Below are 13,360 nucleotides of genomic sequence, written 5' to 3'. Positions count from 1 at the left end.
ATCGTTCTGTGTATACATCATTAAGACGGGCGAGTCGAGAAAAAAGTTGACGACACAACAAAAAAAGGTGACACCAGGTCACCTTTTCATGGAGCAGACTTCATTAAGATAAGGATGATCAACAGAAACGGAACGATGAAAAGTAATGGAATGCCGACAATCGTGACGCATCCCACATCGATTTTCCGTTGTTTTCGGCGTTCGCGTTTCCCGGTCCGTTCTTCGCGCTCATTCACGGGACTCAACATACCATTCACCTTTTCTACTTAATAATGCAAATGCCGCGATGTATCATTCCAGACCTTTACGTAGAGCGTAATCAAGGCGATACCGTACAGGACACTCATGTATAACGAAAACTCACCAAACAATACATCCGTCCAGGCATTTAATCCAAACAATGGGACAACGAAGAGAAAATAGAACACGAACTGAACACTCGCCAATGCATCAAACCAAATCGTTTCAGAAAATGCGCCTTCGAGTAACGAAACACCATAAATGAATAACGCCGCAACGAGACCAATCCGGATATACCAGACCACGAGGCGAAGCGCCTTGTCTTCCTTCATATAGAATAGCGACCCGACTAGAATAACGAGCCAGACGACGGAGGCGATGCTTTGCCATCCGTTAATCGTGCCGTCCGGATGGAGCATGGCGGACCATCCATTGATACCGATCATGCCAAGTAAACCTACGATGAAGATGAGCCGATACGGTATGTATCTTTGACGCATGACGTTTCCTCCTCTGAAAACGAATAGATGTCACTTCTACGTTGTATATTCCATATGATGGGTTTTATTCCTTTTTCATCACGAAAAATAGTTCGGCTTTTTTGTTTAAGCTGATGACACAACAACAAGGTAATGGACGCGTCCATTACCTTGCCTTAGTCATTCCTTCACTTTAAGATTCACATCATCAATCGTCACGTCATGGGCGGCGAACGGTGAACCTTCTGCACGTCCCATCAAGAACTTCAACGCACCCGTATCGGCTTGTCCCATCGTAAAGGTATAGCTATACGTTTTCGGTGTTGCCGTGATTGGCTCGACTTGACTGAAGTAACGCGTATACGAAGCATTTTCGATCGTTACTTCGATCGGACGTGGCACGGTCGACGATGCCGTGAAACTCAATTCATATGTTTTGCCTTTCGCGAGTGACAAGTTTCCTTGCTCGAGCAAGACACTCCATGGTTCTTGTCCTTCCGCTCCGATTTGGATGCGTGCTGCTTCATTGACAGCTTCGATAGCGGCTTGCGCATCATAGTGGACGTATGACGACCACGACGTTAATCCGTTTGCGAACGAACCGTTCTTCAGTGGTGACGGATCAACCGGAACCGGTGTGACATCGATCAACTCCACATCATCGAGCGAGATTTTCCCAGCTTGTCCACTGAAGTCAAACACAAGCTGATTGTCGTCTGCCGTTTGTGTAGCTGTGAACGGAATGTCGACAGTCGTTGCTTGTTTCGTCAACGGTACAGTCGTCTGTTTCCATTGATCCTGTGCCCCAGTGATTTTCACCTGAAGTGACTTCGCTTTTTTCGCACCTGCCGTGAACCGCAGTTGATACGCATGCCCGGCTTCCAGTTGAAGTCCCTTTTGTGTTAAGCGCGCCGTCGTTTTTTGTCCATGTCCTTCATAACGGAAATGACGTGACTCGGGATCAACAGATCCCGTCGTCCGTTTGCTACCGTCGAAATGCCAATACGTCAAACGATCCATCGCCCCTTGATCGAACGTCCCGTTATAGACGAGGTTCCCGTCCGGGAGTGCCGGTTTTGTTGCATCTTCATCGATGACACCGCGTGGAATCTGCTCGACACGGACGTTCCCGATCTGAACGTTGGCTTTCTCAAGTCCGAGGTTGAACTCAAGACGTGCCGCGAGATCCGTCTCTGCTGCCATATCAAACGTGAACGTATGCCGTTTGATGCTTGGTGTCAGAGCAATCGACTGTTCATTGGAATATTTCGTGTAACCACGCTCTGCTCCACCGCCAACTTTGACCATCATCTTTCGGTCTGCTGTGCTGCTCGCGTCAAAGCTAACTTGGTAACGTCCACCTTGCGCAAGGGATACGTTTTGAATCAGTTGGTGAGAATACGTCTGTGAACCAGGCTGATCAATCGTGACGTCCGCCATCCGTCGCCCCTCTTTTTCAATGATCGCAAGACTTCCTTTGCCACCGAAGTCCGGGAGCGTGACGTAGTTCCAGTACAGCGGATCAAACGACTGATTCCCGGTGATCATCGTGACCGGTTGTTCAAATGCTGCATCGTAGACGAGGTTACCATCGATCGGTTGCTTGGCTCCGTCCGGTAACATCACGTTTTCGTAGGTCGGTTCGACCGGTTCACGGTACGCTCGATTTTTCAAATCATAGACGCGAACATAATCGACTTCCATCTCGGCTGGGAACTTCGTCGTCGCATCGACTTCTCCATCGAACCAACCGCCGACCGCGAGGTTCATGACGAGATAGAAGTTTTGGTCGAATGGTGCCGGATAACTATAGTTTGTTGCCGCGTTCAAGCCTTTGCTGTACCAATCGTTTTGTGTTTGATAGAGATTGCCGTCAACGTACCAGCGGAGTTCACCCGGCTCCCATTCGACCGCGTACGTATGCCATTGATCGATCCGTTGTCCGTCTGGGAAGTGATAGTCTTTCCCCGTATACTTATTGTTCGGCCAGTTTTCTCCGTAGTGAATCGTTCCAGCGACCTTGTCCGGTTGACTGCCCCAAGCTTCCATGACGTCAATCTCACCGGACGCTGCCCACGCCCCGTATTTATCTTGCTCCGGTAACATCCAGAACGCAGGCCAAAGCCCCTTTCCGGTCGGCAGCTTCGCTTTGATCTCATAACGACCGTACGTCTTATTGAATAATCCTTTCGTTTTTAGCTTCGCTGACGTGTAATCGTATGTACCGAGATCATCCGTCGTCTTTTCCTGCTTCGCCTTGATGACGAGTTTCCCATCACGAATAAACGAGTTGTCCTGCTTCGTCGTGTAGTATTGTTTTTCATTGTTGCCCCAACCTGGTGAGACCGGTTGTCCGTTCGCATCCTTGATCCAGTTCCCCGTATCATAGGTCCATTTCGTCCGGTCGAGTTGTTTCGCCTGAAACTCATCCGACCAGACGAGCTTCCACTTCGTCTCTTTTTTGTCTGCCTTTGCGTCGACCGCTTGACCGCTCAGCAATAAACCGGTCCCGACCGCCAGTGCTACCCATGTCTTCATGTCTGTTTCCTCCTCTTAGTCAAAAAGAGGCAAGGACGAATGTTCGACCTTGCCTCCTTTGTCACGCTTCTTGCGGAATCGTTGCCTTATGTTGCTCGATGACGCCCGCATACCAGTGGGCGCTGTCTTTCCAAATCCGTTCCTGTGTCTCGAAATCGACGTAGAGAATCCCGAAACGCTTATCATAGCCGAAGCTCCACTCGAAGTTGTCGAGCAGTGACCAAAGATAATAGCCTTGGATATTCATCCCTTCTTCGTTTAAGTCAGACACAGCTTGGAGATGCTGTGCGACGTAATCAATCCGGTTCTGGTCAGCGACGCGACCATCGACTAATTCATCGTCGAATGCCGCACCGTTTTCCGTGATGTAGATTGGTAAGTCCGTATACTCGGCACGCAAACGACGAATCAAGTCCTTGAATTCGCTCGGTGCGATATCCCAGCCCATGCCTGTTTTGTCATAATCCGAGTACGCATCCTTCTGCAGGAAATCGTTCGCAGCACTGAACTCGACGAGGTTGCGGCTGTAGAAGTTAATCCCAAAGAAGTCACACGGGACAGAGATCGTCTCCATGTCGCCTTCCTCGATGAACGCGTACGAATGGACGTATTTCGAGAACAGGTTCATCATGTCGACTGGATACTGACCTTTGAAGACTGGATCGAGGAACCACCGATTCGCATATCCGTCTGCATTGTTCATCGCCAGCTGATCGTTGATGGAATCCGTCTTCGCATACTTCGGTGCCAAGTTCAACGTGATACCGATCGGTGTGACCGATTTGAATTCACCCTTCAACAGTTCGACTGCTTTTCCGTGCGATAACAACAAGTGGTGCACGGCACGAACGGCTTCGTTCATGTCCGTATGACCTGGTGCATGTTGTCCGAGATGGTAGCTGAGGAACCCGGCACACCATGGTTCATTGTGTGTGATCCACGAGTCGACGATCCCGTCGAGTTCCGTGAAACAAGCACGGGCGAAGTCGAGGAACCAGTCGACCGATGCTCGGTTGACCCAGCCGCCTTCTTCATGTGCCCAAAGTGGTAAGTCCCAGTGGTACAGCGTCACGGCTGGCTTGATGCCTTCTGCCCGCAGACGTGTCGCGAGTTTCTTATAGAACGCCATGCCTTCCGGATTGTAGACCCCTTTTTGTGGGAAGATCCGTGGCCAAGCAATCGAGAAGCGGTACGTGTCGACGCCGAGACGTTTGATGTGCTGGATATCCTCTTCATAACGGTGGTAATGGTCACAAGCGATATCACCGTTATGTTGTTCGAAGACTTTTCCATCCTCATCACAGAAGGCATCCCAGATCGAAGGCGTACGTCCGCCTTCGTTGTGGGCGCCTTCGATCTGATACGACGACGTCGCCGTTCCGAATACGAAGTTCGGTGCAAATTTCATATGTGTAATCTCCTTTAAGCTACTTATTCTTTAACGGCACCTGCCGAGATACTGCTGACGATATATTTCGAGAGGAACAAGAAGGCGATCATGATCGGTACGACAGAAATCGCGATCCCGAGATAGAGCGAGCCTAAGTTCTCTGCGACTTGTGACCCTTTCAAGAAGCCCATCAAGACCGGTAACGTATACTTCTCTGGAGAGAAGAGCAAGACGAGCGGCATGATGTAGTTGTTCCATGAACCGATGAATGTAAAGATCGACATCGTCGCGATCGCCGGCATCATCATCGGCAAAGCTATCGTATGGAAGATCCGGAACTCACTCGCTCCGTCCATCCGTGCTGCCTCGATCAGACTCGGATGCAAGACCGTCTGGACATACTGTCGGACGAAGAAGACCGTGAACGGACTTGCAATCGCCGGAACGATCAAGGGGATATAACTATCGAGCAACCCGAGATTTTTACTTAATTCGTAGAAACCGATCAATCCGAGTTGACCCGGAACCATCATCATGACGAGCATGAAGACGAACATCGCATTCTTTCCTTTGAACTGATAGAAAGCGAATCCGAATGCTGTCAACGCCGAGAAATACCCTGATAAGACGGTGACGAGGACGGCGATGATCAAGCTGTTCTTGAAACCGGACCAGATGTTGACGTATGAACTGAGCGCCGCATAGTTCTCGGCGAGCGAGTTCCCCGGAATCAACGAGAATCCGGATAAGACTTCTTCGTTCGAGCGCGTCGCGTTGATGATCATCATGAGAAACGGGATGATACAGGCGATCGTTAAGACGACGAGACCAATATAGATGACACTTTTACCGAACCAGGCTTTCTTTTGTTTCGGTGGTGGCGTCAACTTGAGCGGGCGTTCGGAACGCTCCGGTTGTTCCTCCGTTTGTGGCACGATCCGACGTGCTTCTGCATTTCGTTCCATCGGTCAGGCTCCTTTCGGTGAACGTTCTTTTCGGAACATCCCTTTGAAGACGATGATTGAAAAGACGAGCGTGATGGCAAACAGTCCGTATGCGACAGCAGCGGCGTAGCCATAGTTGTTGTATTTGAAAGCTTGGTTATAGAGATAGAGCACCATCGTGTTCAAGGCACCATCTGGCGCACCGACACCATCCGTAATCAACATCGGGAGGTCGAACAATTGCAGACCACCAATCAACGACGTGATCATGATGTAGAGCAAAATCGGTTTTAAGAGTGGCAACGTGATGCGTGAGAAGATCTGCCAACGTGTTGCCCCATCAATCAAGGCTGCTTCGAAGTAGTCCTTCGAGATCCCGGATACGCCCGCCATGACGACGATGAACGAGTGACCGAGCCACATCCATGTCAGGATGAGCGAGACGGAAATTTGTGCCGTCACCGGTTGCGTCAACCAGTTGATCGGCTCCGAGATGATTCCGATTTTCATCAACATCATGTTCAGTGAACCATGCTGCCAGTCGAGCAAGATGCCGAACAATAAGGCGACCGAGCTGATCGTGATCAAGTTCGGTAAGTAGAACGTCGCCCGGAAGAAGGCAAGCCCTTTTAATTTCAATTGGAGATCCGAGAACAATAAGGCGAGTAATAAGGCGCCACCGATCTGAAGGATGAAGTTAAGACCCCAAATCTTCAGGGTGTTAAAGAACGCTTCGATGAAGTACGTATCCCCGAGTAACCGCGTATAGTTCGCGAGTCCGACGAGTTGTTCGCCTTCAGCGCCTGTGTAGTTCGTGAAGCTGTAATAGAAAGTCAAGGCAACCGGATAGATGCTGAAGATCAAGAAGACGATCCAAAACGGTGCGATGAACAGATACCCATGGCGATCGAGTTTTTTCACAGGTCAAACCCCTTTCTTAAACAAGAAGAGGTGAGGCGAGGATCGCCCCACCTACTCTCCTTATTCCGGTACTTTTACGTCCGGATACGCGTTTTTGACTTTTTTGTAGAACTCAGCAAGTGCTTCGTCTTTTGATTTTTTACCTTGGACGTATTCCATGACCGATGCACCGTACAATGTATCGAGCTGTTGGTCATATTTCGTGACAATCCCTGGTGTGATCTTATCTGCTTGATCAAGGAAGAACTCATAGTTGTTCTGTCCGCCGAGGAACTCATCTTTGAAGTCTGTCTTGATTTTTTCAGTAACTGGTTTGTACGCTAATACGTCACCTGTTTCTTTTGCCCAATCTGTTAAGAACGCTTCGTCTTGCGTCATCATCTTGACGAAATCATACGCAAGCTTTTGTTTCTTCGAATCTTTGTAGACACCTAACCATGTACCGCCCCAGAAGTATGGGCTCGGTCCGCTTGTGACCGCCCAGTCACCCGCTGATTTTTTCGCGTTTTCTTTGAGGACACTGTGAAGACCCCATGTCGGGAGGACGTAAGAGAAGACTTCTGTTTCAGTCTCTTTACCGTTTTCTTTGACTTTGACCGGTTTATCCATGCCTGCGAACCATGATGGTGACCATTCTGGTGCAAGTGCTGTGTATTGTTTCGTCCGAAGCTCTTTTGCGTAATCCATGTAATCTTTCTTGTCTTGCGTCAAGACGAGCTCTTGCTTATCGTTGACCCAAGGTTGTGGGTCGTTTCCTTGTGCGAACCAACGGATTGATCCTTCATCCGGGAACATCTTGTAGCCTTTGCTCTTCATTTTTTCAGCGACTTCGAAGACGCCGTCCATCGAGTCCATCATGCCGCCGATTTCTTTTGGATCATCTGTGCCGAGGACTTTTTTCGCGATGCTGCGTTTGTAGTAGACGCCACCTGGTGTCGTTTGCCATGACAGCGCACGCACGTTACCGTCCTTATCTTTCCCCATGTCATAGACGTACGGGATATAGTCATCTTTGACTTCGTCTGCGTTAAACGGTTTTTCAGAGAGGTTCGCCCAGTAGCCTGCATCAACCCATTGTTTGAGGAACGCGATCTCCCCTGTGAAGATATCCGGTGCTCCGACGCCACTTTCAAGAGCTGGTTTTAATTTCGTCGGGTAATCGGCAATCGGCACGATCGTCAATTCGACTTTGACTCCGTTTTTCTCTTCGAACTTTTTGATGGGTTCTTTTAATTCATCCGTGAACGACCAGATTTTTAAGACGTCTTTCCCGCCGCTCGTCTTTTCTTCGCTGCTACCTGAACATCCAGCAAGGACACTTGCTGTTAACGCACCGACTGTTAACACGCTAACTAATTGCTTCTTCATCTCATCTCATCCTTTTGTTAAGTATTCCGCTTATAGGTAAGCGGTTTCAATTTGTTATCCAAAAATATCGAAAGCGCTTTCGAAAAGGCTTTAAAGAAAATTCCCGAAAGCCCTTTCGGAAAAAGTGATAAAAAATGATTTCGAAATCGCTCTCGCTTTTCCTCACTGACAACGAGCGAGAGCGATTCCGAAACAACGATTGTGTTATTCAGGTACTGGACCTGTCGATTGACGAACCATCAAATTGACCGGAATGACATCGCGTGTCGTGACCCGTTTTTTGTTGACGATCTGTTCAATCAAGACGGATGCTGCATGCTGACCGATCGTTTCCGTATCTTGTCGGACCGTCGTCAGCTTCGGTGTGATGTACTGCGACATGTAGATATCATCGTACCCAACGACTGAGATGTCTTCCGGAATCCGTAACCCGGCTTCATGAATCGCCTCAATCGCACCGATTGCCATTTCATCCCCAGCAACAAAGACGGCTGTCGGTCGATCAGGTAGTGCTAGCAACTCGTTCATTGCCCGCTTGCCTTCTTCTCCGGAAAAGAATCCGCCATTGACGAGATAGCCGTCTGGAATCGGCAAATCAAGTTGTTCCATTGCTTGCTGATAGCCTTCAATCCGCGCTCTTCCGGCATCTGTCGACGTATCCCCCGCAATGTGGGCGATCAGACGATGACCGAGTTCGTGCAAATGATTGATGGCAAGTGTGCCCCCGGTAATGTTATCCGAGTAGACGACACTACAATCGGCACTATCCATGTCGACGACGACGATTGGAATCGTACTTTGAATCAACTCTTGGACGTGCTGGTCCATCTGATCGGAGCAGATGACGACGATGCCGTCGACTGCCCGGTGTCGGAAATGCTCGAGGTAACTCATATCGCGATTGCGTAAGTTCCGCGATGCGAAGATGAGGTCATACCCTTGTTGTTCTGTTGCTTTTCGGAAACTCTCAATGATCGCGTTGAAGAACGGATGCATCATTCCGACGCCATGTGCTTCCGAGAACATGACACCGATCGTCCACGAACGTTTCGTCGAGAGCGACTGGGCGTGCGCGTTCGGTAAGTATCCCATCTCGGCTGCTGCTTGGACGATTTTTGCTTTCGTCTTTTCGCTGACATCCGAATAATTATTTAAGGCTTTTGAGACCGTTGTAATCGAAAAACCGGTCATCTTCGCTAAATCATAAATTGTTCCCATGCTACTCACTCCATTTCACCGAAAGCGCTTTCGATAAATTTAGTATACGAAGTCTCTCTGGAAGTTGCAACCTATTTTTTTATGAAAAATCAGATAAATTGAAAACGTTATCATTTATACTGGATTCAATACAAAAAGAAATCGATTTTTCTTTTAATACGAACAAATGTTTGGTATACTTAAAAAAACACACTTCGCCTTTTTTAGAGAGGAGCTTTCCCATGCCAATCAATCCGTATCTTGTCTTCAACGGCAACACGCGCGAGGCAATCACGTTCTATGCACAGGTTTTCGGTCAAGAACTACCGGACATCATGGAGTTCGGACCAGGTCCCGGTCCTGATGGTCAGCCCTATCCAGAAGAGATGCAGTCACTTGTTCTACATGCTGAACTGATCGTTCATGGTACCCGCTTAATGTTCTCAGACGCAATGCCGCATGATCCGGTCACGATCGGTCAGAACGTTACCTTGGCGCTCCACTTATCTGACGTGGATGTGTTACAGAAGACATTTGATCAACTCGCAAAAGACGGCACCGTCATCATGCCGATCCAAAAGACATTTTGGAGTGAAGCCTACGGAATCGTCGAAGATACGTTTGGTGTGCAGTGGCAAGTCAATCATGTAGTGAGTGAAGTGCCTACCACTTAATATTTTCAGGCGACTTTTATTACAAAAGTCGCCTTTTCCATGAGTAACATACCGCCCACTCTTTCTATCCATTCAAATTTCTACAATAAATTTTTTATGGATTAAAATGAAGAGGATACTTCTAATGAATTAAGGAGCGTACTTTATGGATATCCAAACCTTTATCTATTTAGAGAATGAACAGAATCATGTGAACATCACAGAACAAGATCGCATTCAAGTATACATTCAGCAAAAAGAGGATTGGTTAGAAGATGGCTTTTTAAATCTAGACGGTACGATTTCTTTTACCCAGAATGGAATCATACAAGGAGCCGATCACTCAGACGAACTTGCACCACTATGGCAGTACTATGCAGACGCTTTGAAAAACTTTCTAGAAGATGACTCTGCTACATTTTATTATCCGAACACACCTATTGAAGTGTGTTTGAAAAAAGTAAATAACAATCGATTTTCATTAACCATTGATCAAGAAGAAGCTGTCTATAATACACTAGATTTCATTCAAACTTTTAAACAAGCAGCTCTATCTTTTCATCAGCTCGTCGAGGTTATTTCTGACCGAAAATACGAGGATGATTTACTTGAAAAAATAGAGAGCTTGTCGCAATGATAAAAGGCGATTCCGTAACTTGGAATCGCCTTTTACTTAGCTCTCGCTTAAAGAAGTCGAACGTACAGTTGACTGAATCAACTGCTTTAACCAGACCTGTCTTGCCTCTACTGAAAAATCTTCATTTCTGAATACCTTTACTCTAAATGGAAGCAATATTAACAACTGATGCTCCAATGCTTGTCGCGCCTGTAAGATCGTAATAGTTCCTTCTACTCCTGATAAAGAGCGATTCGCACCATATGCTTGCTCGGTGTAATAGGATACGAATCCATCTGCCCATTCTGTAGGACGCTCGTTTAATGCTTTTCGGAAGCTTCGTTCTACATCCGGTTGATCAACATAGACGAGAACTGGTTGCAATGGCGCGATGATCGTCTCTAAGCGATTAATATACGCTCGTAACGTCTCTTCCGGTAGATCGTATTTGATGAGCCCCATCGTTAATGGGTTTTGTAAGAAACAGCACTCAAAAACATATGTTGTATCTGTCGTTAACGCTTGAGCGACGAACGCTTCCCACTTTTTAAAGATCAATGACTGATATAACTCGAACGGTAGTTCATAGATATCACGTGCTTGCAGAAATACAAGTGCTGCTTCAGGAATATCCTGTTTTGACTGCCATTGACGATATGATATCAGCACGTAGTCATTGAACACCTCAGCAAATCGTAAGACATCGAGTGAAGTGTACTTACTTTGAAAATTCGTCCATTCACAAAGCGTTAAGTAAGCGACACTCTCATAATCCGTAGGATGATTGAGGTCTCCTTCAATATGAAGACGCGTGTTGATTTGTTGCTCTTGTAGTAAACGAGTTAATGCTTCAGCTGTTGTTGTTTTGCCTGAGCCCGGGAGCCCTTCAACTATAAATAATCTTGTCATTAGTCCTTCTCCTCCTGACTAAATAGCATATTAAAAATTCATACACTATATACATTACAATTTATAGTATTATTCAGTTATGTAAATTACATTATATTACATGTGAGTCAAATCACTTATTATTAACTTGAGAGGATCTCATATAGTGAAAAATCTTTATTTCAAGAAACGCAAATTTACTTATAGTGACGTAATCAATACGCAGTCGGATTTTATAGACGATTATCCAATCGTTTACCTATTGTACAATTCAACTAAAGAACAAGCATATGTAGGGCAAACGGTTCAAAAAAATCAAAGATTAAAATCCCATTTAAAAGATTCTCGACGTAAACAACTTGATCAAACGATTTTAATTGGACACGAGCAGTTTAACCAATCGGCCACTTATAACATAGAGTCTAATTTAATCAATTTTCTGATTGCTGATGGTCACTACAAATTACAGAACGTCAGTCAAACAGCCTCTCGATATACTCATAATTATTATCAAAAGTTCTTTTTCAATGAAACGGTCTTCGAAAATATTTGGCAACGATTGCTCGAAGAGAGCATTGCTAAAGGAACACTTGAAAACCTACGTAATAAAGATGTTTATAAGCTCTCTCCTTATCGTGAATTGTCCGAGCAACAACTCGAAGTAAAACAAGAAATCCTAGAATACTGCAAAATAAACATTACACAACCAGGACATCATGTATTTATTGTAGAAGGAGATGCCGGGACAGGAAAAAGTGTTTTACTTAGCTCTTTATTCAATACAATCCAGGACTTGTCGAAAGATACTAGTTCTGCTCTTTATCAGACAGACAATTATTTACTCGTCAATCATAGTGAAATGCTAAAAACGTATAAATCGATCGCAGGAAGCTTACCGAATTTAAAGAAGAAACAATTCCAAAAACCTACACCATTCATAAACACATTAAGTAATCAAAATATGATGGTAGACATTGTACTAATTGATGAAGCACACCTACTCTTAACAAAAGAAGATACGTATAACAACTTTCATCAAAAAAATCAGCTGAACGAAATCATCACACGTAGTAAAGTCACCATTCTAATTTTTGATCCTAAACAAGTATTAAAAATCAAGAGCCACTGGGGACGTACTACTCTTCAGGAAATCGTCGGTCCCTTCGCAACGAAAACGTTACGATTATCTAAACAATTTCGGATGCAAGCTAGTCAAAAAACATTACATTGGATCAATCGTTTTGTAGAACGAGAAATCTTACCGTTACCATCAGACTCTAACTATGACTTTCAAATCTTCGAAGATCCCGAAGCATTCAAAAAAGCAATTTTTCAAAAAGATCAAAAATATGGGCTTTCAAGAATGGTATCAACCTTTGATTATCTTCATAAAAAAGATGGTGCTGACTATTACGTAGACGAGGATGGCATCAACCTTCCCTGGAATCGTAGTTATTCAAATATAACGTGGGCAGAACAACCCGAAACGATAAATGAAATTGGATCAATCTATACAATTCAAGGATTTGATTTAAATTACGTAGGTGTTGTGCTTGGTCCTTCCATTCAATATGACGAAGAGACTCAGCAGCTAATCATTGATCCTACACAGTATAAGGATAAAGGCGCCTTTGTTTCGCGCCAGGACTTAAGTAAAACAGAAAATGAACAAGCCAAAGAAGATATTATTTTAAATTCATTAAACGTTTTGATGAAGCGAGGCGTAAAAGGACTTTATCTTTATGCTACGAATCTGCAATTGCGAAAACGTCTATTACAACTAAAGGAGAATGACTCATGAATGAAATTGAATCTTTAATAAAAAAAATCGATGACTTTCGGGATGAGCGGAATTGGAGACAATACCATAATGCTAAAGATTTAGCGATTTCTTTATCGATCGAAGCATCTGAATTACTAGAGGCTTTTCAGTGGAAGACAAGTGAAGAAGCTTGGGAAGAGAACAAAGAGAATATTAAAGAAGAGATTGCTGATGTATTAATTTATGCGCTAACGTTATGTAGTGAGTTGAACATAAGTGTCGAAAAAATTGTACTTGATAAAATAAAGAAAAATGGTCAAAAATATACTATATAAAAGACAATGAAGTTCCCAATTACATTAGG

The 13,360-nt window shown here is 45.3% G+C and carries 13 protein-coding genes; 4 read left to right on the top strand and 9 right to left on the bottom strand.

Features of this window, described 5'->3' with window-relative positions; genetic code table 11:
- Positions 1 to 86: 86 nt before the first annotated feature.
- The 8 genes from KNQ08_RS12645 to KNQ08_RS12610 all read right to left on the bottom strand — a co-directional run bounded on the left by KNQ08_RS12645 (position 87) and on the right by KNQ08_RS12610 (position 9,098).
- The gene (locus KNQ08_RS12645; protein WP_156772485.1) at positions 87 to 236 is read right to left on the bottom strand and encodes a hypothetical protein; all 150 of its coding nucleotides are present in this window, start codon (positions 234 to 236) and stop codon (positions 87 to 89) included.
- 30 nt (positions 237 to 266) lie between these two features.
- Positions 267 to 740: a hypothetical protein gene (locus KNQ08_RS12640; protein WP_214806021.1), complete on the bottom strand. Its 474-nt coding sequence runs from the start codon at positions 738 to 740 to the stop codon at positions 267 to 269.
- A gap of 159 nt (positions 741 to 899) precedes the next feature.
- Positions 900 to 3,257, bottom strand: a complete 2,358-nt coding sequence (locus tag KNQ08_RS12635; protein WP_214806018.1) for a carbohydrate binding domain-containing protein — start codon at positions 3,255 to 3,257, stop codon at positions 900 to 902.
- Positions 3,258 to 3,318: 61 nt separating this feature from the next.
- On the bottom strand, positions 3,319 to 4,665 hold the full coding sequence (locus tag KNQ08_RS12630) for a GH1 family beta-glucosidase (RefSeq protein ID WP_214806016.1): 1,347 nt from the start codon (positions 4,663 to 4,665) through the stop codon (positions 3,319 to 3,321).
- A gap of 23 nt (positions 4,666 to 4,688) precedes the next feature.
- Complete coding sequence (locus tag KNQ08_RS12625; protein ID WP_081637442.1) at positions 4,689 to 5,612, bottom strand: carbohydrate ABC transporter permease; 924 nt, start codon at positions 5,610 to 5,612, stop codon at positions 4,689 to 4,691.
- Between the two features lie 3 nt (positions 5,613 to 5,615).
- Positions 5,616 to 6,512 (bottom strand): carbohydrate ABC transporter permease, encoded by an 897-nt coding sequence (locus KNQ08_RS12620; RefSeq protein ID WP_023466912.1) that lies wholly within the window; start codon positions 6,510 to 6,512, stop codon positions 5,616 to 5,618.
- A 60-nt stretch (positions 6,513 to 6,572) separates the two neighbouring features.
- Positions 6,573 to 7,880 carry an ABC transporter substrate-binding protein gene (locus tag KNQ08_RS12615; protein WP_058703541.1) on the bottom strand — a complete coding sequence of 436 codons (1,308 nt, stop codon included), beginning with the start codon at positions 7,878 to 7,880 and terminating at the stop codon, positions 6,573 to 6,575.
- A 204-nt stretch (positions 7,881 to 8,084) separates the two neighbouring features.
- Positions 8,085 to 9,098 carry a LacI family DNA-binding transcriptional regulator gene (locus KNQ08_RS12610; protein ID WP_214806013.1) on the bottom strand — a complete coding sequence of 338 codons (1,014 nt, stop codon included), beginning with the start codon at positions 9,096 to 9,098 and terminating at the stop codon, positions 8,085 to 8,087.
- A 221-nt stretch (positions 9,099 to 9,319) separates the two neighbouring features.
- Between KNQ08_RS12610 and KNQ08_RS12605 the strand changes: the two genes are divergently transcribed.
- Both KNQ08_RS12605 and KNQ08_RS12600 read left to right on the top strand, forming a co-directional pair.
- On the top strand, positions 9,320 to 9,751 hold the full coding sequence (locus KNQ08_RS12605) for a VOC family protein (protein WP_214806011.1): 432 nt from the start codon (positions 9,320 to 9,322) through the stop codon (positions 9,749 to 9,751).
- Between the two features lie 145 nt (positions 9,752 to 9,896).
- Positions 9,897 to 10,367 carry a hypothetical protein gene (locus tag KNQ08_RS12600; RefSeq protein ID WP_214806007.1) on the top strand — a complete coding sequence of 157 codons (471 nt, stop codon included), beginning with the start codon at positions 9,897 to 9,899 and terminating at the stop codon, positions 10,365 to 10,367.
- Between the two features lie 36 nt (positions 10,368 to 10,403).
- Here KNQ08_RS12600 and KNQ08_RS12595 read toward each other — a convergent pair whose 3' ends face one another.
- Positions 10,404 to 11,255: a P-loop NTPase family protein gene (locus tag KNQ08_RS12595; RefSeq protein ID WP_214806004.1), complete on the bottom strand. Its 852-nt coding sequence runs from the start codon at positions 11,253 to 11,255 to the stop codon at positions 10,404 to 10,406.
- 145 nt (positions 11,256 to 11,400) lie between these two features.
- Here KNQ08_RS12595 and KNQ08_RS12590 point away from each other — a divergent pair, with 145 nt between their 5' ends.
- Positions 11,401 to 13,035: a DUF2075 domain-containing protein gene (locus KNQ08_RS12590; RefSeq protein WP_214806003.1), complete on the top strand. Its 1,635-nt coding sequence runs from the start codon at positions 11,401 to 11,403 to the stop codon at positions 13,033 to 13,035.
- Complete coding sequence (locus tag KNQ08_RS12585; RefSeq protein WP_214806001.1) at positions 13,032 to 13,331, top strand: nucleotide pyrophosphohydrolase; 300 nt, start codon at positions 13,032 to 13,034, stop codon at positions 13,329 to 13,331. The genes KNQ08_RS12590 and KNQ08_RS12585 overlap by 4 nt, the downstream gene beginning before the upstream one ends.
- Positions 13,332 to 13,360: the final 29 nt, after the last annotated feature.

The sequence above is a fragment of the Exiguobacterium sp. s46 genome, assembly GCF_018618875.1.
Lineage (GTDB): Bacteria > Bacillota > Bacilli > Exiguobacteriales > Exiguobacteriaceae > Exiguobacterium_A > Exiguobacterium_A abrahamii.
Note: the sequence above shows the minus strand (reverse complement) of the source record. Positions and strands in the feature narration are given on the sequence as shown.